Origin of the sequence: Radiobacillus sp. PE A8.2, assembly GCF_045635475.1 — a bacterium.
In the GTDB taxonomy this organism is placed as follows: Bacteria; Bacillota; Bacilli; order Bacillales; family Amphibacillaceae; genus JBJGXI01.
In genome coordinates, this window is sequence record NZ_JBJGXI010000002.1 from 144,596 (window position 1) to 163,683 (window position 19,088).

At 35.6% G+C, this 19,088-nt stretch carries 25 protein-coding genes; 14 read left to right on the top strand and 11 right to left on the bottom strand.

The genetic code is table 11. From position 1 onward, the window contains the following. Nucleotides 1-12: 12 nt before the first annotated feature. A complete protein-coding gene (locus tag ACI6MV_RS01990; RefSeq protein WP_407268172.1) occupies nt 13-492 on the top strand; it encodes a YkyB family protein in 480 nt (159 codons plus the stop codon). Nucleotides 493-568: 76 nt separating this feature from the next. Here the strand turns inward: ACI6MV_RS01990 and ACI6MV_RS01995 are convergent, their stop codons facing one another. The 5 genes from ACI6MV_RS01995 to ACI6MV_RS02015 all read right to left on the bottom strand — a co-directional run bounded on the left by ACI6MV_RS01995 (nt 569) and on the right by ACI6MV_RS02015 (nt 3,610). Continuing rightward, entirely contained in the window at nt 569-769 is a 201-nt protein-coding gene (locus ACI6MV_RS01995; RefSeq protein ID WP_407268225.1) for a hypothetical protein, read from the bottom strand. Nucleotides 770-1,029: 260 nt separating this feature from the next. Next, on the bottom strand, nt 1,030-1,515 hold the full coding sequence (locus ACI6MV_RS02000) for an RNA-guided endonuclease InsQ/TnpB family protein (RefSeq protein WP_407268226.1): 486 nt from the start codon (nt 1,513-1,515) through the stop codon (nt 1,030-1,032). Nucleotides 1,516-1,787: 272 nt separating this feature from the next. Continuing rightward, nucleotides 1,788-2,186 (bottom strand): hypothetical protein, encoded by a 399-nt coding sequence (locus ACI6MV_RS02005; RefSeq protein ID WP_407268173.1) that lies wholly within the window; start codon nt 2,184-2,186, stop codon nt 1,788-1,790. 128 nt (nt 2,187-2,314) lie between these two features. After that, nucleotides 2,315-3,175 (bottom strand): patatin-like phospholipase family protein, encoded by an 861-nt coding sequence (locus ACI6MV_RS02010; protein WP_407268174.1) that lies wholly within the window; start codon nt 3,173-3,175, stop codon nt 2,315-2,317. A 288-nt stretch (nt 3,176-3,463) separates the two neighbouring features. Further along, entirely contained in the window at nt 3,464-3,610 is a 147-nt protein-coding gene (locus ACI6MV_RS02015) for an FbpB family small basic protein (RefSeq protein WP_407268176.1), read from the bottom strand. A 121-nt stretch (nt 3,611-3,731) separates the two neighbouring features. On the opposite strand from ACI6MV_RS02015, the gene ACI6MV_RS02020 reads away from it, so the two are divergent. After that, nucleotides 3,732-4,892, top strand: coding sequence for an aminotransferase A (locus ACI6MV_RS02020; RefSeq protein ID WP_407268177.1), 1,161 nt, complete (start codon nt 3,732-3,734; stop codon nt 4,890-4,892). 26 nt (nt 4,893-4,918) lie between these two features. Here the strand turns inward: ACI6MV_RS02020 and ACI6MV_RS02025 are convergent, their stop codons facing one another. Continuing rightward, nucleotides 4,919-5,125 carry a Spo0E family sporulation regulatory protein-aspartic acid phosphatase gene (locus ACI6MV_RS02025; RefSeq protein WP_407268179.1) on the bottom strand — a complete coding sequence of 69 codons (207 nt, stop codon included), beginning with the start codon at nt 5,123-5,125 and terminating at the stop codon, nt 4,919-4,921. A gap of 94 nt (nt 5,126-5,219) precedes the next feature. Continuing rightward, complete coding sequence (locus tag ACI6MV_RS02030; protein WP_407268180.1) at nt 5,220-5,399, bottom strand: aspartyl-phosphate phosphatase Spo0E family protein; 180 nt, start codon at nt 5,397-5,399, stop codon at nt 5,220-5,222. A 480-nt stretch (nt 5,400-5,879) separates the two neighbouring features. On the opposite strand from ACI6MV_RS02030, the gene ACI6MV_RS02035 reads away from it, so the two are divergent. Together ACI6MV_RS02035 and ACI6MV_RS02040 are read left to right on the top strand one after the other, a co-directional pair. Next, entirely contained in the window at nt 5,880-7,097 is a 1,218-nt protein-coding gene (locus ACI6MV_RS02035; protein WP_407268182.1) for a tetratricopeptide repeat protein, read from the top strand. 18 nt (nt 7,098-7,115) lie between these two features. Continuing rightward, complete coding sequence (locus ACI6MV_RS02040) at nt 7,116-8,264, top strand: S1C family serine protease (RefSeq protein WP_407268183.1); 1,149 nt, start codon at nt 7,116-7,118, stop codon at nt 8,262-8,264. A gap of 478 nt (nt 8,265-8,742) precedes the next feature. On the opposite strand, the gene ACI6MV_RS02045 is transcribed toward ACI6MV_RS02040, so the two are convergent. Next, a complete protein-coding gene (locus ACI6MV_RS02045) occupies nt 8,743-9,153 on the bottom strand; it encodes a YwpF family protein (protein ID WP_407268184.1) in 411 nt (136 codons plus the stop codon). A 476-nt stretch (nt 9,154-9,629) separates the two neighbouring features. Here ACI6MV_RS02045 and ACI6MV_RS02050 point away from each other — a divergent pair, with 476 nt between their 5' ends. Genes ACI6MV_RS02050 through nfsA form a run of 3 tightly spaced genes read left to right on the top strand, consistent with a single transcriptional unit; the run spans nt 9,630 to nt 11,435 of the window. Further along, nucleotides 9,630-9,914 carry a YrhK family protein gene (locus ACI6MV_RS02050; protein ID WP_407268185.1) on the top strand — a complete coding sequence of 95 codons (285 nt, stop codon included), beginning with the start codon at nt 9,630-9,632 and terminating at the stop codon, nt 9,912-9,914. A gap of 25 nt (nt 9,915-9,939) precedes the next feature. Then, the gene (locus ACI6MV_RS02055) at nt 9,940-10,671 is read left to right on the top strand and encodes a hypothetical protein (RefSeq protein WP_407268186.1); all 732 of its coding nucleotides are present in this window, start codon (nt 9,940-9,942) and stop codon (nt 10,669-10,671) included. A gap of 14 nt (nt 10,672-10,685) precedes the next feature. After that, nucleotides 10,686-11,435, top strand: a complete 750-nt coding sequence (nfsA, locus tag ACI6MV_RS02060) for an oxygen-insensitive NADPH nitroreductase (RefSeq protein WP_407268188.1) — start codon at nt 10,686-10,688, stop codon at nt 11,433-11,435. 37 nt (nt 11,436-11,472) lie between these two features. Here the strand turns inward: nfsA and ACI6MV_RS02065 are convergent, their stop codons facing one another. After that, a complete protein-coding gene (locus ACI6MV_RS02065) occupies nt 11,473-11,919 on the bottom strand; it encodes a hypothetical protein (protein ID WP_407268190.1) in 447 nt (148 codons plus the stop codon). A 474-nt stretch (nt 11,920-12,393) separates the two neighbouring features. Between ACI6MV_RS02065 and ACI6MV_RS02070 the strand changes: the two genes are divergently transcribed. Genes ACI6MV_RS02070 through ACI6MV_RS02100 form a run of 7 tightly spaced genes read left to right on the top strand, consistent with a single transcriptional unit; the run spans nt 12,394 to nt 16,076 of the window. Beyond that, entirely contained in the window at nt 12,394-12,597 is a 204-nt protein-coding gene (locus ACI6MV_RS02070) for a DUF1657 domain-containing protein (protein ID WP_407268191.1), read from the top strand. Between the two features lie 55 nt (nt 12,598-12,652). Beyond that, nucleotides 12,653-13,117 (top strand): YhcN/YlaJ family sporulation lipoprotein, encoded by a 465-nt coding sequence (locus tag ACI6MV_RS02075; protein WP_407268193.1) that lies wholly within the window; start codon nt 12,653-12,655, stop codon nt 13,115-13,117. A 16-nt stretch (nt 13,118-13,133) separates the two neighbouring features. After that, nucleotides 13,134-13,613 (top strand): stage V sporulation protein AC, encoded by a 480-nt coding sequence (spoVAC, locus tag ACI6MV_RS02080; RefSeq protein WP_407268194.1) that lies wholly within the window; start codon nt 13,134-13,136, stop codon nt 13,611-13,613. Next, nucleotides 13,613-14,623, top strand: a complete 1,011-nt coding sequence (gene spoVAD, locus ACI6MV_RS02085; protein WP_407268195.1) for a stage V sporulation protein AD — start codon at nt 13,613-13,615, stop codon at nt 14,621-14,623. Before spoVAC ends, spoVAD begins: the two co-directional genes overlap by 1 nt. A gap of 3 nt (nt 14,624-14,626) precedes the next feature. Then, nucleotides 14,627-14,977 carry a stage V sporulation protein AE gene (gene spoVAE / locus ACI6MV_RS02090; RefSeq protein ID WP_407268197.1) on the top strand — a complete coding sequence of 117 codons (351 nt, stop codon included), beginning with the start codon at nt 14,627-14,629 and terminating at the stop codon, nt 14,975-14,977. A 14-nt stretch (nt 14,978-14,991) separates the two neighbouring features. After that, nucleotides 14,992-15,198, top strand: coding sequence for a DUF1657 domain-containing protein (locus ACI6MV_RS02095; protein ID WP_407268199.1), 207 nt, complete (start codon nt 14,992-14,994; stop codon nt 15,196-15,198). 17 nt (nt 15,199-15,215) lie between these two features. Beyond that, nucleotides 15,216-16,076 carry a DUF421 domain-containing protein gene (locus tag ACI6MV_RS02100; RefSeq protein ID WP_407268200.1) on the top strand — a complete coding sequence of 287 codons (861 nt, stop codon included), beginning with the start codon at nt 15,216-15,218 and terminating at the stop codon, nt 16,074-16,076. A gap of 261 nt (nt 16,077-16,337) precedes the next feature. Here the strand turns inward: ACI6MV_RS02100 and ACI6MV_RS02105 are convergent, their stop codons facing one another. Next, on the bottom strand, nt 16,338-17,315 hold the full coding sequence (locus tag ACI6MV_RS02105; protein ID WP_407268201.1) for a zinc-binding dehydrogenase: 978 nt from the start codon (nt 17,313-17,315) through the stop codon (nt 16,338-16,340). 225 nt (nt 17,316-17,540) lie between these two features. Continuing rightward, nucleotides 17,541-18,902 (bottom strand): hypothetical protein, encoded by a 1,362-nt coding sequence (locus ACI6MV_RS02110; RefSeq protein WP_407268227.1) that lies wholly within the window; start codon nt 18,900-18,902, stop codon nt 17,541-17,543. Between the last annotated feature and the right edge of the window lie 186 nt (nt 18,903-19,088).

The window sequence follows — 19,088 nt, forward strand, 5'->3', positions numbered from 1 at the left end:
GGAGGTTTGCTAATGAGTGATACTGATCAAACGAACATTGACAATATTGCTAAAGCATTGTTTGTTGTCAATCGTCATGCAAAAACAGCACCAATACCACGACAATTGTATACAATGAAAAAACAAGCGATCCTTAAATTAATCAAACAAGAACAGGCAACAAAGGTTGGGCTTCACTTTTCTGATCACCCCAAATTTAGTCATCAACATTCTACCTTACTAGTAAAAGTAAGTAATTACTATTTCCATATTCCTCCATCAAAAGAAGATTTTAAAGCCCTGGAGCATTTAGGAAACGTTGATAAAGATTATCGAAATCCGAAGCCACAAATGTCATTATCACAAGCAAAAAGAATTCTTTCCAAATTTCTAGGATGGAATGAAAGTAAACAAAAAGAATTTGATCATAAGAAACCTTACTCTTCTTATTTCACCGCCTCTTCACTGGGTCAAATTAGTCGTTCTCCTTATAAACGTAATCGTAACTACTAAGTTCTCCCGGTTACAGGTGTTAAATGCAACTAAAGCATTTAGCACCTATTTTGATGTAGTCCTTGCTCCTATAGCATTAGTCTGATATTGCTCTAATAATCAAATATACAATTAACCCAACTACAGGAAAAAATAGGGTTCCAAAAAGAACTATAATAGCAAATTCTTTACTATTTCCCTTGCGAATAGAATCACGATAAGCCCAAATGCTTGTAATTATATTCAATACTAATAAAACCAGTCCGATAAAGATAAATACGCCAAAGACAAGTGCGATATCCAATTTAATCCCTCCTATATAATGTATATACGGATTGAATATCTTTATTGTTTCATTTTTATAGGTGGGTATGTAGAAATTTCTATATCAATTCTACGGCGTGAACACTCTCCACCTAAATCTAAGATTTTGATGGAGCATCTTTCCTAACATTGAAAGAACTTTTCCTGCTTCTGCGATCCTTGCCTTTCTCTTTCGAGGAAGGTCTTACACTATCTCCACAGGCGTAGATTATACTGTTCGGTCGTGACCTCGACCTACAGTGCATAGGGAATTGTAGAATAGGATACAATTGCTTGTACCTTTTCTAATCCTCGGTGTAGAATATTTAGGGCTGCATTTTCATCTCGATCCATCACCAGACCACATTTCGGGCATATATGTGTACGGACAGACAGCGATTTCTTGACATGGTTACCGCAGGTCCGATAGCTCTGTTTATGGAGAAAATCTCGTCGTTGGTTGGCTACTTTAGTGTGGACTTTTTGTACTTTTTCGACTTGCTTTTCCCAATTTTGGGTACCCTTTTGTCTGCGGGATAATCGACGTTGTTCCTTCTGTAGTTTCTTTTCTGCTTGCAAAAGATACTTGGGTGGCTCAATCTTCCCGCCATCGAAAAGAAAAGCAAAGCATTGGATGCCTAAATCAATACCAATTGTATTTGCAATCATCGGTGGATGGGTTTGTACTTGTTTTTCAACACTAAAAATAGCAAACCACTTTCCACTTTGTTTTTTGATGATTACTTGCTGCTACAAACTTTACAACTTCTTTATTAATCCATGACACTTAGCCGATCTGTTTGTCATAGAACTAGAGGCATGCTTTTAAACTTTGGCTATCTGTTCTTATTACGCAAATTATCCTAGTATGCGTCGTAACTTGGAGAGTGGTTAACTGCCTGGAGCGGAAATCACGAGCAATACATTACCTCGAATTATACTTCAAGTCTGAAGTTAAAAACTTTATAAAAAAAGTTTAAACAAAAAAGAACGCCCTCTGTCGTCCGAATATACTAAAGCGATTTTGAATTTTGTCGCTTCATTAGAGATGCTGTTGCTTGAACCAGTTGAATAACAAATAGAATTAACCCAAAGCCAATTATTCCGAGTATAGTGTCAGCTAAGTAACTAATCTCAAGCTCTTTTGAAAACTCTACTGCTTGCATTGTTTCAAAAAAGCAAATCATGAATAATAGCAATAAACTTCCTGAAATATATGCTAAAAGCTTGTCCCATTGAAGTAATACGAGTAAACGAAGCAGAGGCAACAACAATATGTAACAAAGTACAATTCCTAAAAATCCAAGTCCGATATAAATGTGTTGATCTGTTATTCCTAGCGGGCTGAGTTGTGATTTATTTATAATCCACTGGCTTCCGCTTGTTACCTGAGCATAAATCCAATTATCCATTGTAATCTCCCCTTTCTTTTTTATCATTATTCCCAAATAATTTGGTTGGTATACTAGCAATCTATTAGTGACAGCCTTATAATTAAAAGCAAAATAAAACACTGCAAAATAAGTACCCAGCAGTGTTTTTACGTTTCTAAATCAAGGAATTCTCGAAGACGGTTACGATAACTTTCAGCTTCTTTATATCCTTGCAAATAAAGAGCATGTAGCTTTTCTCTGTTCCTTTCAATTCGACTAACGTGGAGAGGTGCTTGCGGTCTAATAACTAGAACTTCACCATTCTTCTCCATTTCTTCAATTTTTGCAATCGTTTGATTGTATTTCAAATGTCTAGTTGCGATTGCCTTTATTAATTTAGGGTGATCTTTATAAGTTCGACTAAATAGCCATGAAAATTTCATGGCTTTTTTTACATAACCAGGGTTCCTTGTTAATACAACCACATGCTTTTTATTACCTGCATTTATAGAAGGTTGAATTGGAATTGGATCTGCGATTCCACCATCAAGCAATTCTTTCCCTTGTATATGTATACTTGGTGCTAATAATGGTAATGAACTTGAAGCTCGAATTACTTGAAGTAAATCATTCTGATTATGAAATTCATTAAAGTAAACTGCTTCCCCTGTTGTAATATCGGTTGCACCTACAACAAATTTTATTTTCGTTTCAAAAAACGTTTCAAAATCGAAAGGAACTAATTTTTTTGGAAGTATGTCGAATATAAAATCCATACCGAATAATTCTTTATTTTTGAACCATCGTTTAAAAGAAATATACTCAGGGTGCTCGCCATATTCAACCAGAACCTTATAATTTCTTCCTCTTTGTCTAGATATATAGGAGCTACCTACACTTGCTCCCGCAGATGCACCTATTACGTATGGGAATGTGATATCTTCATCATGAAAATAATCGAGTACGCCAGCAGTGTAAGTTCCTCGCATGCCGCCACCTTCAAGAACAAGACCAGTCTGCTCCAACATATTTACACTTCCTTTTACAATAATACGGAATCAATTTCATAATTACCTTATAGTTTTTGTTTCAACAATATAATGCCTGAAAATAGCTTAAAATTAATATTATGAAATTGATTAAACTATATACAGATTATAGCAATTCAAAATAAAAATCGAGTAATAAACCTCTCCCAACTTCTAATAAGGTAGTAGAGTAAAAAATACAAAAACCAAAAAATCCTTATAACAGTTTGTTATAAGGACCATCTCTACTTCATTTGGGTTATTTATAGGTTCTATGGTATTATCAACTTATGTGTTTTGTAATTGTTTTTTCACAGTACTAGCCTGTTTAAGCTCAACTTGCTCTTCAATTTTTTTCATTGCTTTTTCGTCATTTAATAGTTCCTGTTTGTTTTGATTGACTAGTTCTTCAAACGAGAGTTTACGAAGTCTCACACGTTTCACCCCTTATTTTACTGTTGTTAATCGCTTTCATTACTATTATAACCTATTTTCTATTTTAGACAAATCGAAATTGTGTAAATATTTTGTATTTTTTAATTATGGAGGAATCACCGTGGAACATTTGATCAATACCAATGTCGCACAAATTAAGATATCTGGAATTAGACAGTTTTTTAATTTAGTAGCGAACAAACCTGATGTTTTATCCCTTACAATAGGACAGCCAGATTTTCATACACCTGAACACGTAAAGGATGCTGGAAAGAGAGCAATTAACGAAAACTATACTACATACACTCAGAATGCAGGAATTTTGCCATTACGAAAAGCAATCTCTACTTTTGTACGAGAGCAATACGATTTATCCTATGATGCAGATTCAGAGGTAATCGTGACTGTTGGTGCATCACAAGCTATTGATATTACCTTAAGGACAATCCTTCAACCAGGTGATGAAGTTTTATTACCAGGACCCATTTACCCAGGCTATGAACCATTAATTCGTCTCGCTGGCGGTATTCCAGTACATGTTGATACAGCAGATAATCAGTTCAAATTCACCAGAGAATTAATAGCAAACTATATTACAGATAAAACAAAATGTATCATTTTACCATACCCATCTAACCCAACAGGAGTGACATTAACAAAAAATGAGCTTCATGAAATAGCGACAGAATTAGAGAATAAAGACATCTTTATTTTAGCAGACGAAATATATAGTGAATTAACGTACGAACAGAAACATGCATCAATTGGCATATTTAGTGAAGTTAGTAATAAAACAATAATTATTAACGGCCTCTCTAAGTCTCATTCAATGACTGGTTGGAGAATCGGTTATATACTAGCACCAAAATGGTTAGCAGAACATTTGCTTAAGGTACACCAGTATAACGTGTCTTGTGCATCCAGCATAAGTCAGTATGCTGCGCTTGAGGCATTAACTGCAGGAAAATCAGATCCAATTTTGATGAAAGATCAGTACAAACTAAGACGGGATTACTTGTTAAGTAGATTAGATAAAATGGGACTTGATACAGTGAAACCTGATGGTGCATTTTATTTCTTTTTTAAAATCCCAGGTATAACTACACAATCCTTCGATTTAGCAGTTCAATTAGTAGATGAAGCAAAACTTGCATTAGTCCCTGGAGATGCATTTTCAGATTATGGGCAAGGTTACTTAAGGCTATCTTACGCTTATAGTATGGAAACTCTCGTGGAAGGTATGAATCGACTGGAGCAATTTTTAATCAATAAAAAAATATAATGTAGTGAGGACTAATAAAATATTTGTTAGTCCTTTTTTTTACACTTAAACCTAGAAATTTTATCATTTTTCTTTTCCAGGTACTTGTTTTTCTCATACAAGTTAAGTAGCTTGTCCAGTTCTTGGCTTATTTGAATAGATTCAGAACTAGTAAAACCTTTGTTCCTGGCAACCTCGGTCATTTTATTCCGTAAACTTTCAATTCTATGCAACAAATACTGTGATCTAATCATTATACCGGGCTACCCCCCCTCTATGCTGAAAGAAATTTTGAACATGAGAATAAACAGTTGGGGTCCATGTCATCATCAAAAAATAATCAATGAACTATTGCTGTTGGCAAAGATATTGAAATATGAGGGCGTCTAGTTCTTGGCTCTGCCTTATTGTCTCACTACTAGACAGACCCTTTTTAGTTGCTATTTGAATCATTTGCATTCGTTTCGTTTTAATCTGGAGGTGTAAACTATCCGTGTCCATTACTGCCGTATTATATTCCTTACTCACTATCCCCAATACCCTTCTTTTTATATTTTAGATTAAAAAATACCATATAAACGTTACTGATTATGCCAAAGGTTGAGGTAGAAGTAAAGCGAATCGCAAAATAAGACAAAAAACAATAGAAATATTAAATAAAACCAATCGATACGACAATGATTCGACATATTTTTATTATTAATAAAAAGGTGTATTTGTTGTAATTACTGGTTCTATACAGAAGAAAATGATGGCAAAATGCCATCATTAACCTCGATCAAATATTTCAAATCCAATAAACGTTATAAGAATACCAATGGCAACAATAGAAAAAAGAGTATCTTCCATATGTAAAACCTCCTCCCAGTAAATCATAACCTTTTCTAATTATATCATACACATTTACCCTCGAGAAATATCAAAATTAAATACCATTGCATGTGACATCAAAATATTTAATTACATTAAATGGGTATGTTCAATAGTGCCGATATGATAGAATATTTGATGAGCAACAGAGATTGTGCTGGTTCACGTATGAAAGCAGGTGTAATAATTATGCTCTATTGTCCGTATTGCGGAGCTAAGACAAAAGAAGATGAACTATTTTGCACTCAATGTGGTAATAAAATCCCTAACGACATTTACAATAGGATGAGTAAAAATAAAGTGAATTATCGTTTTTGGTATATACCTTTGTCTCTACTAATAGCATTATTCATAGCCGTAGGTGCTTACTATCTTCATTTAGAAAACCAAAAAACACAAGCAAAACAATTATTTAACGAAGGCGAAGACTATGCATTAAATGGCAACTATCAAAAGGCCCTCCAATCATTTAGTAATGCCTTGGATCTAAATCCTAATTTCCCTTCAGCTGAAGAGAACAAAAATTTCATGAACATCACGATTGAAATCCAAGGAGAGCTGAGCAGAGTAGACTACTTGATACAGGAACAAAATTTCCAAGAGTCATTAGAGCTTCTCTCTAATGCAGAAGATAGACTAAAAAACTATAAAGGAGAACTAGTTAGCAACTTAGTTGATGAAATTGTCTCTAATAGAAAAACAACCCAACTAGAACATTTAAACGCGCAAATGGAGGAAGACCCGTCATTTGAGGATCTCAAGACGCTACTTTGGCAAGCTGAAGCTATTCAAATCGAGCAAGCAAATGTAATTGCAGATGATATAAGAAATAGGATCGTCTCTTATGCCTATTCCAATGCTAATCAGCAATTAAAAACACATCAATTCTTAAATGCTCGTGACATCATTGAAGATGCATTAAAATATGCTCCTGAATCTGAAAAGCTCAAAAGTTTAAAAACTACAATTGAGAAAGAAAAAATTTCTTTTGAAACTGAACAGCAGCAACGAATCGAACAAGCAATGAGTGCAGCCGAAGAAGAACGCGAGAAAAATCAAAACGATGCAGTCAGCCTTGGTGATATAAAAATCAGTAAAGATGATCAAAATAATTTAGTTGTGTCAGGTAAATTAACAAGTGTTGCTACAGTTCCGATAAACTCTATTTCCGTGGAATATGTATTGCTGGATGAAGATGATGTTGAACTTATGGCTAACGAAGTATTTGTATATCCAGATACACTGTATCCAGGAGAACAAGGTAACTTCGATTACACACATTTTGAAATTGCACCGGAAGATAAGGATAAACAATTGAAAGTGAAGATTAATAAAATAAAATGGTTTCTTGACTAGATAAAATGGAGTGAAACAATGAATAAAAGACATACCTATCTTCCTATTTTCCTATCGGTTATAATTTTAATTATTGGGGCTTCGTGTATATTTTTCATTTACAAGGATTGGACAAACTCTCCAATTGAAGTAAAAAACACACTAGCTCTCCAAGTTGCAGAACAAGAAGCAAGTGTAGATCTAACTTCAATTATTCACGAATCACAAAAAAGCGTCGTTCAAATTGAAGCTTTAAGCGATGCCAGTGAAAAAATAGGTTCTGGATTCTTATATAATGAAAAGGGAGATATCATTACAAACGCCCATGTTGTCAAAGATGCTACCTCGATTTATGTGAAGACAGCAAATGCTAGAACCTATAACGGGGCATTAGTAGGCATCGGCAAAGATACAGATATTGCAGTTATCCGAGTACCACAGTTGGCCAATCAGGCGAAAGCAACATTAGATCTTGATTATAACCCGACAGTCGGAGATGAAATATTAGCAGTAGGAAGTCCATTAGGTTTTCAGAATACCGTTAGTCTTGGCATTGTTGCAGGAGAAAACCGTACCTTTTCAATCGATGAATATAATTATGAGAATGTATTACAAATTTCCGCAAATATTACACACGGAAACAGTGGCGGGCCGTTAATCGATAGAGAAACAGGTGACGTGATTGCTATTAACTCAGCAGGAACCGAAGAAGGTGGAATTGGTTTTTCTATCCCTCTAAAAAAAGTTATTGAACAAATAGAGACTTGGTCTGAAAAAGCTGATCACAGAGAACTAGAATACCAAAGTGCAACAGAACTGGCGCAATCGATCAATCCTGTTCAATTAAAAGACGATGCGACATACCTGATTACGTATTTCTTTGACAGCCTGGCGATTCGTGACTATATAAATGCTTATGCACTTTTAGGAAGTGAATGGCAGAGCCGAACCACTTATCAAGCATTTCGTGAAAATTACATCCACCTAGTCGAAACTAATATATCGAATCTAACTAGTACCTTTGATGACGAAACAAATCAAGTTATGCTCACATTAACTGCTGATAATGTATTACGAACTTCCAATCAAGAAACAAAAACAGAAACTTATCAATATAAACTATATGTGGGGTATGAAAACGATCAATTAAAGATAATAGATAGTAACCGCGAATTAGTTAGTGAGTAAAATTATAAAAGTATCAATAATACAATCATCTTACACTGGAGGATGATTGTTTTTATTCCTTTATACAACTCTACTCAAGTTGTAAGGATTAGAAATTCAGTTTTTTATCCAAATTAGGTCAAACGTTTATACACAAGCGTAACAATTTCCCTATAGTATAAGTGTAATTATTCAGGAGGTGAGTATGTATGTCACACTTTGGATATAGTTGTGGATACCCTGGAACTTCTAGGAGGCTCACTAGCTCCCCTAAGGTGCGCGAAGTGGATTTCCGAAGCGGTGCAAGCACTCTCCAAGTTACGACGGAGTTTAGCTATTTTGCGTATTAACAACAATCTTTTAGAAACAGCCTTTGTTAATCTGTAATTCAAAATAAAAAATACAAACCCTACTCATTTAAAGGGTTTGCATTTTTTATCAGTAGAGCACCAATATGAACGTACATTGCTATATTTAAGTATTAATAATGAAGCCTGTCTTATGCTCTATCCTTAAATTCGTCCAACAATTCGTCACCCTCAAAACCTTCATCAATTAAGCTCTTTAACACCTTCGTGAATTGCCCTTTTTTCCGGTCGACTAATGTAGCAAAGAAAATAACAGTGATGTCATCTTCAATTTGTGTTATTTCACTAATAGACGCCATAAAAGTTGCCGGTTGGTTACTCTCTTTCGTAATCTTAGCCAACAAAATAATAATATTATTATCGTTCATTAAATCACGAAAATAATCTTCATAGCTCCGTTCAACATAAGCCTCAACTAACCATTGATTTTTATCATCTTCACGATCAATAATTAAGCCGTCTTTCAATTGAATTGGATTTTTACTCACAGTTTCCTTTGTTTCTTTCAATACATTTAGAGATATAAGTTTAAAGGTTTTCATAGTTAACCTCCTTTTCAATTGAAATGAATTGCCCTGTTCTCTTCGATTAACCCTGCACCTTTCCCCTATTAGATAAATCACTAACCTCTTAAATATAAATAAAATACCGTTTGTCGGGAAAATTTTAAATATGAAGCTATTTATATGATTCGTACTTTCGTATTTGTGAGTTATTCTATAACCGAGTTTAGTAATTGAACTCAATATATTTATATTTACCAAGAAAATCTGGCCAGCCATAACTTTTATGTGATTGTTTTCCCGAATACTTTCAACTGTACCTATTGTTATAATCCCTTCAAAAATCGATACCTTATAGTATCATTGTTCTTGTAAATACCTTTGTTACTCATTTTCAACTATAACATAAAGTACCTTTTACTATGAATTATTGTTTTTGTCGGAACTATATTTTTTGATTAAAAAATATATCTGGTGGTATAGTTCCATATACTATATATAAGGTTGGGTTTTTTATGGAAAATGAACAGAAGAAAAAGGAATATATCGATTTCCAAATCGGAAAGTATGATTTGTTTTTCAAAAAATCATATGAAATCATTTATAATGTAAATGACTTTCTTATTTCCTTATGGTTTTTATTAGGGAGTATTGGCTTTTTGTTTAAAGATTGGGAAAATCTAGCTGTTTGGCTTTTTATAATAGGTAGTGTACAATTTAGTATTAGGCCTCTTATTCGCGTTATCCATTCATTTCATCTAAAAAGATATGTGAAAAAACAATTTAAAGATTTTTCGTAAATAGTGCTCTTGGGAGTTGTTTAATATGAGAAAAGCAAGTTTTGGATTAATACTATTATTACTACTGATCAGCTGCTCACAACAGCAAGTAGAGCAAAGTAATGAAGAAAATGCACAAAGTGAAAAACAACCTTCACTAACGATTGAAGATACTGACGAAGTTATCGAAAATGAAGAGTTATATATAGAAATCAGCCAAAATAATGAAAAAGTGAAATTAAATTTAACAAACATACCTATTTTGAATAACTACCTAAAAGCTTCACCTGACACGCAGAAAGCGATTAACAGTATATCAGTTTCACCAATCGAGGCTACCGAACTCATATCATTATACTTACTTGAATTTTCTTGTAGCAATAGTCGTTGTTCATACATTTTGCTTGATCAATCCGATGAAAGTCGTTCTTATTTATTAGCTGATTTGGCAGAGTTAGATACAATCTCAGCTTCACCTTCACAGGATAAACTAATGTTTGTATTTAAAAGAATGAAGCAAACTAAAGTAGAAACAGCCATATTCAATAAATTAGTTATTATGGATATTGTAAATTGGAAAACACTACCGTTTACGTCTACTTTGCCAAACAGTCTAACTAAGTATACATCGCCAATATTAACCACTTATTGGAAAGATGATCAATCCATTCTAGTTACAGTTCCTGATGTAATCGAGCCAAACGTTGACTCTATAGTGTCTTGGGAATTATCATCAGACATGAACACAATAACAACTGAATTAAGTATCAAAGAATAACAAGGAGTGCCTACATGAATGCTACGCTAGAAACAATACTAAATCATCGATCTATCCGAAAATTTAAAAAGGAACAACTTACGTATGATCAAATTACAAATATTGTAGAGGCTGCTTGTCGTGCTTCTACTTCAAGTTATATGATGGCATACTGCATTATTGGAGTCACAGATGAAGTAAAAAAGCAAAAACTAGCAGAGATTTCCCATCAGGACTATGTTCAAAACAACGGTCATCTGTTTGTTTTTTGTGCAGACCTAAATCGTTTAACTATAAAAGCAAGTAAATCTGACTACGATAAAATGCTTGAAAACCTACAAAATACAGAACACTTCTTGGTCGCTTCTATAGATGCTGCTCTAGCAGCCCAAAACGCCGCCCTAGCAGCAGAATCTATGGGTTTAGGCATTTGCTATATCGGAAGTCTAAGAAACAACATCCAAGAAGTTGATTCCTTACTGAATTTACCTTATCATGTTATTCCTTTATTCGGAATGGCGGTAGGAGTACCCGACCAACAAAGAGAAATAAGACCACGATTGCCACACAAAGCAATCTATTTTGAAAATGAATACGAGCATGATAATCAAATTATAAATAACTACCTAAATGAATTTAATGATTTAGTTAATGATTATTATCAAAAACGAAGTTCGAATCAACGAAATGATACATGGACGGAGCAAATGGTTCGTAAATTCAATAAGCCAACGAGAATGGATGTTTCAAGCTTTGTCCAAGAAAAGAAATTTAATCGAAAATAAAGGTAGTCCAATTAGGACTACCTTTTTCTATGAGTTGTTATTTGAATATAAAATCACGATTTATTCGAATGTTAATCGGTTCGCCATTAACTTCTAATTGACAATGAACAAAAAGCGTATATGAACCAGGTTCACGAAAAGCAAATACCTGAAGATCATCCGGATGATAAATATCACCAGGGTCCATAATTTTAGTTACTGGACTTCCAGTAAACTTAGGGTTGTCATGATTAATAGATAAGCCTATTAAAGGAGTGCGGTGACTGAGTGTTATCGTTTCTGTACCAATATATTCTAATGAACGTAATACCTGTAAACCATTTTCATGATTTTCCATACGAACGTGTAGGATGAAGTTGTTGCTCTGTTCATCAATTCTTATTGGCTCAATCAATTTGGCGGTTGATGTCCCTTTTAACCAGTAGACAGTCAAAGATCCAACTAACAATAAAATGCATGTGACGAAAACTACTTTTTTTAACAACCACTACTCCCCCTTCTGTTCCTATGTACGATTTAACACCTACCTGTATAGACGGATAAAGTTATCAAATAGTTTCACTTTTTATAAAATTTGGAAAAAAACATAGTTTTAATATGCCACTGTTCAAGAGAATCTTATCGAATGATTATTATTGGATGACCCTTTAGAACCTAGAGACTCGCAATTAATGGTTGATATTCCCATACATTTTCTATCATAACATTGCAAATAACACAAATAGTATTTTTAACTATTTACCTAACCGTTAAGCATAAATCCTCTTATAATTTATTACCCCAATGAGAAAATTTTAATCCTACCTTCTCTTCCAACTATCTATATCCTTTAGTACATTTTATTCTAACATGTACCGAATAACACTTTACCATTTTTTGTCATTTGTCTACGCAGAATAAATTCACTCGTATAACTCATCCTATAATTGCAACACATTTTATTTGAGGAGGAACATAAATGACCGTTGCAACACAAGTAAAACAAACATTAGCTGGATTAAAAAGTGCCCAAGCTAGCTTTGAAACCTTTGCATTACAGACAGAAAATAAACAAGCAAAGAAAATGTATCAAAATGCAGCTCAACAAACCGAAACGATTCTCCAGTCTTTAGAACCTCGTGTTCAGCAAATTGAGAATGAAGAGCCGCAGTATAAACAGTAATACTAATAAAAGGTTGGCTCGTTACCAGCCTTTTACATAAAAAAGGTGGTGCACCATGAATGTAAATATAAGGTACTTTGTAGCAATTTTAATTATTAGTTTTCTATTTGGTTGTACACAGGATAGTCAAAATACACAGCCAAACGATATTGACAGTCAAAATATAACAAATATTACTCATCCCTCTTCCTTTGACCAAACGATAGCAAATCAAGCAAAGGAATGGTTATTATCTCGAGAAGAGGTTAGTGCAGTAAGTGGTTTTAATACGGATAAAAACCTATTATTAGCAATTAAAGTTAAACCGTTTGATCAATTTAATGAGCAAGTCTTAGAAAAAGAATTTAAAAAAGAATTAAAAAAGCAAAATCCAGATATGACTGTAGACGTTTCCTCTGACCAAAAAATATATATTGAACTAGATAAAATAGAACATAGAATGGTTAAACAACAAATGAATAAAACAGACGTTTTGAAAAAATATAAACAAATAACAAAACTAATGGACGATACGGCTTGATTGGAGAGTAATGTTTATGGCTAATAACAAGAAAAAAAACCTAACACCAACACAACAGCAGTACCAATCTTTTGCTGAAAAAAGAGAAGTTAAAAGACCGCTCTATAAAAATTGTTTAAGAGCTTTCTTAATCGGTGGAACAATTTGTCTTATAGGTCAATGTATTTCTACATTTTACATGTATTTTTTTGATTTTACAGAACAAACCGTAGGAAATCCTACGGTCGCAACACTTATTTTCTTTACGTTGCTCCTTACCGGTTTTGGCGTCTATGACCATATTGCACAATTCGCTGGTGCTGGAACAGCTGTTCCAGTTACAGGATTCGGAAATGCTGTAATATCAGCATGTATTGAACACCGGACAGAGGGGTTTGTACTCGGTGTCGGTGGCAATATGTTTAAACTAGCTGGTTCTGTAATTTTGTTCGGTGTGTTTTCTGCTTTTGTCATCGCCCTTGTTAAAACTATAATAACGCAATTGGGGGGATTGTAATGCTTATCGGTCATCGAACTTGGACATTTGAGAACAATCCAACAATTATTTCTACCGGTACTGTTGGTGGTCCGTTTGAAGCGAACGGTCGAATTCCAGAAGATTTTGATCTGTTACATGATGATTTATGGTTGCAACAAGACTCATTTGAAAAAGCACATAAAATTCTTATTGATGAGGCTTGTCAGAAAGCAATTGAAAAAGGTGGTATTCAGAAAGAGCAGGTGCAATTCTTCTTAGCGGGTGATTTAATCAATCAAATTACCCCTACAAGTTTCGCGGCCCAAACACTTGGAACCCCTTATTTAGGTCTTTTCGGCGCATGTTCAACCTCGATGGAAGGTTTAGCATTAAGTGCTTTCCTTATAAATGGCAAAGGAGCAAAATACGTACTAACAGGTGCAGCGAGTCATAACGCTGCAGTTGAAAAACAATTTCGATACCCTACTGAATATGGAGGACAAAAGCCTCCAACAGCACAGTGGACTGTAACAGGTGCTGGTACCGCACTCCTTAGTGATAAGGGGCAAGGACCTAAAGTAACATCTGCAACAATTGGAAGGGTTATTGATATGGGATTGAGTGACCCGTTTAACATGGGAGGCGCAATGGCTCCTGCTGCCGTCGATACTATCGAAGCACATTTGAAAGAGAGGAATGTCACTGCAGATTATTACGATTTAATCATCACAGGTGATCTTGCCCACATTGGACGTGAAATTGCACTTGATTTATTAAACAAACAGGGTACTTATATACATCCAGATAAATTTGTTGATTGTGGATTGACGATTTATCGGGAGGATCAACCCGTGCTTGCAGGAGCTAGTGGTGCAGGTTGCTCTGCAGTTGTTACTTATGGCCACTTTATAAACCGGATGCTAAAAGGAGAACTAAACCGTATTTTAGTCGTTGCTACCGGCGCGCTATTATCACCACTTAGTGCACAACAAAACCAGACGATACCATGTATCGCTCATGCTGTCTCAATAGAAAATGGAGGTGCGTAATCGATGACATTCTTTTGGGCATTTGTTGTAGGTGGTCTGATTTGTGTGATTGGACAGATTATGTTTGATGTATTTAAATTAACGCCTGGCCATACGCTCAGCACCTTAGTAGTGTCAGGAGCTTTACTTAGTGGATTTGGTTTATATGATAAATTAATTGATTTTGCTGGCGCAGGAGCAACTGTTCCAATTACAAGTTTCGGGAACTCATTAGTTCATGGAGCCATGCAAGAAGCTGAAAAGCACGGAATTATAGGGGTCGTAACGGGAATGTTCGAAATAACTAGCTCAGGAATATCAGCAGCAATTATTTTCGGGATGATTGGCGCGATTTTTTTCAAGCCAAAAGGATAAAGGAGGAAAATTTTTTGACCGTTGGATCGCAAGTAAAACAGACGTTATCAAGTGTGAAAGGAATGCAAGCAAGTTTTTCCAACCTATTACAACGAACACAGGAAAAAAAGGCTCAACAAGTTTTTCATGAAACAATGCTATCACTCGATGAAATAAAAAAGGACTTACAACAACGTGTCGGTGAATTGGAGCGCGAAGAGTTACAATATAAAGGCTTTTAAAACAAGGAGTAGACCATATGCCTGAATGGGTAAATGTTATTATTCGATCAACTAGTCTCCTGATAACACTTTTTTTCTTTACCAAGTGGCTTGGTAAGAAACAACTTTCTCAGTTAAGTATCTTCGAGTATATAACCGGTATCGCTATTGGTAGTATTGCAGCAACGATGTCAATGGGTACTGATATCCCCATTGTACACGGCTTTCTTAGTATGAGTGTGTGGTTTGTTATACCATTATTGATAGGTATCATAACATTAAAAAGTAAAAAAATCCGTGATTTTATTGAAGGAAAAGGAACTGTATTTATTAAAGATGGTAAAGTGATGGAGGATAATCTAAAAAAAGAGAAATATACAACCGATGATCTGCTCGAAAAATTACGAAATAACAATTTTTTTCAAGTGGCTGATGTTGAATTTGCCGTGCTTGAAACAGACGGAACATTAAGCATACTACCGAAAAAAGAAAATCAACCTTTAACACCTAAGGACTTAGGCTTAGATTTAGCTCCTGTAAAAGAACCACAAACAGTAATAATGGATGGTAAACCAATATACGAACCTTTGGCGACCGCAGGCTTGAGTTATAATTGGCTGACTACAGAATTAGACAAGCTTGGTGTTACGATTGAAAACGTATTTCTTGGTCAAATTGATCATTATGGGCAGTTAACTGTAGATCTATTTGACGATAACCTAAAGGTACCAACACCACAGGAACTTCCCCTGCTGTTAGCAACGATGAAGAAATGTCAAGCAGATTTAGAATTGTTTGCCTTAGCAACGGAAAACCAAGCCGCGAAAACAATGTATTCGCATAACAGCGAAAAATTACAAGCAGCTATTGAACGCGTCAAACCATTTTTAAATAGTTAGATAAGAAAAGCGCAGAGCGCCGCTTAGAAACGTAGCGACTGGAGCGCATCGACTAAAGATAAAGGAATCATGCCCCCGCATAGGGGGTATGTCGACGTTGGACGGCAAGTCCGCCTTTAGTCGACCTTCGATAAAACTTGAATCGATGATGACTTATCGTAAGTCGATTCGCGAAGTCGCCTAGTTTCTGGCGCTCGGAGCTAGACACATGAAAAATTCTATATGAAAAAGACCGATACAGCTATCAGTCTTTCCTTACATCTATATCTTTAAAGCGACCTTGCCAAATTGCTTCGCTTCCTCCAAGTAGAGAAATGCAGTATCTGTATTTTTCAACGGAAACACTTGATCAACCACTGGATGCAATTGGTGTTTTTCAATAAATGCGAGCATCTCACGCAATTCTTCTCGACTGCCCATGGTTGAGCCGAGCAACTGGTATTGTCCATAAAAAAATGAGCGAATATCGATCGTGACATGATCATCTGTAGTAGCTCCAAAAGTAACCATTCTACCTCCACGCATCAACACTTGCAGTGAACGATTAAACGTAGCTTCTCCCACACTGTCTATTACAATATTAATTGTTTCATTCGCCAAAACATCATACCAATCACTATTCGTGTCTATCGCCCGGTCCGCTCCTAACGCTATTGCCTTATCTTTCTTTTTCTGACTCCTAGACGTAACAATTACTCTTGCTCCTACAGCTTTTGCAAACTGAATTAAAAATGTCGTGACACCGCTTCCTGCACCAGGAATAAAAACCGTATCACCTTGTTTCAGCTGTCCTTTTGTAAAAAGAGCTCGATAACCCGTTAAGCCAGATAGAGCAAGTACTCCCGCTTCCTCACCTGTTAGAAACGCAGGCTTTTTCTCCAACCAATCTGCTACTATTACAATTTTTTCAGCAAACGTACCATGACCGGGCATTCCTACTATTTCAAATCCTTCAGGCGGAGCATCACTCTTTTCTTTCCATCCGATACCAGGGTTTATTATAACCTCATCTCCGACAGAGTAATTTGATACACCCTCTCCTACTTGTTCCACAATTCCTACTCCGTCCGACCCCAACACTAAAGGATTCGGATTATCTCCTCTTCGTTTAGGAATGTTCAGGTCACGATGATTTACACCTGCATATTTTAATGCGACCTTTACCTCTCCTCTTGCAACTTCCGGCTCATCAATATCTGTATAACTTACAGCTTGTCCCTTATGTACAAATGCCTTCATTAGTCCACCTCTTTAGTAATTATTGTGTGTATAATCTTATCATATTCATTTATAAACTCGCTAAAAGCTTGTTTACAGACAGAAATATCAAAAAATGGTGCGCACATGATTCATATTATAGTACACATTCCCAAAATATGATAACCACTTAAGATCCCGATAGGGCTAGATAATTCTATACTTGTCTAATAAGAAAAAGCCCCAGTATGGAGCTTTTTCCAACATTTAAAAAATAACTAGAGCCAACAGCGTGGAAACAATCAAACCGATAATTACTGGCACAAAGTTTTTCCGAACTAACTCCATAACTGGTACACCACAAAATCCTGCAATTGCAATTAATGAAGACCATGCAATAATCGTACCGCCACCAGTCCAAATAGATCCCATTTGTCCTATAGCCGCTAAAGTTGTAGGATCAATTCCGTTAGCAAGCGCCTCTGATAGTGAACCGGTTAAAGGTAATCCAGAAAAACCTGAACCATCCAATCCAGTAATCATGCCTATAATCAATATACTTACTGCAGCGAGCAAGGCATTCTGCGGTAAAAAGTCTTGTGTAGAATTTACAAGATCAAACAATAGCTTAGGCCCACCTTCTTCAATTCCCAGTATACTTCCTGAGAAATCAGAACTACCGAGAAAAAAGAATCCTGCAATCGGAATTACTGGACCCATTGCCTTAAAAGCAAAGATGAATCCTTCTGTAATATGATCAGAAATATTATCTAATGCACGGTGCTTTCCGAAAGCCACAGTTGAAAGTAAAAGTAATATAACAGCAACTCCGCCTATAAACGCAGCGCCATCTCCTCCTTCAAATCCTCCCATTCTACCTGCAGATAACTTCGTTGTGATCATAACAATCATTACGATTAACATGGAAACAGGAACTAAAATGGCAAATAGCTTGCTCCACAAAGTTAAGTGTTTTGCATTAGAGGATTTGTTTGTTTCTTCTTTCAACCCCTGCATGAAAGATAGTTCCTGCTCAATTTTCGGGTCATCTTTTGTACGAATTGACTTACGGTTAAATAGATATGCTAATGAAATTGCAACACCACCAGTAATAAGTGAAAGGATTAACGCTTGGTCTGCTAGTGTTGTTACATCAACTCCAGCTGCTTTTGCGGATAATCCTGGTGCAACTTGAATCACATAATCTGATGATAAGGCCATCCCTTGACCAGCTAGTGCTACTGCCATCGCAGCCACCATCACTGGCAACCCTGCACGAATAGCCGCTGGTACAAGTAACGCACAAATCAAAGGAACAGCTGGTGTCGGCCAGAAAAATAAGGAAATTAGGTAGGTCACGATGATGAGTACAAAATAGGCAATATGTCCGTTGACCATTACCTTCTGAATCGGTTGAATCATGCGACGATCGGCACCAAGGTCTTTTAATGAATGTAGCAATGCAACCATGAACGTAATAATTAGAAATATGTTAAACAACTCTTTAGCTGCGACTAAATTTGCATTAAACACGGTTGTAAAACCATCAATCACATTACCTTGATAAACCCAAGCAACCAAAAAGGTCCCTAATAATGTAGGAAGTACTACCCCTTTTCGGAACACCATCGTTAAAATGATAATTAATGTAAAAGCCCCATATATCCAATGAGACAAAGACAATTCAACCACGGTTCGTTACCTCCTCTAAGCACATAGTTACAGCAATTAAACTGTGCTATAGCCTATGCGTAGAGAAGTAAATAGGTTCTCCACTGCTAAAACTACTATATATATAATTAAGGACCGGTTAAT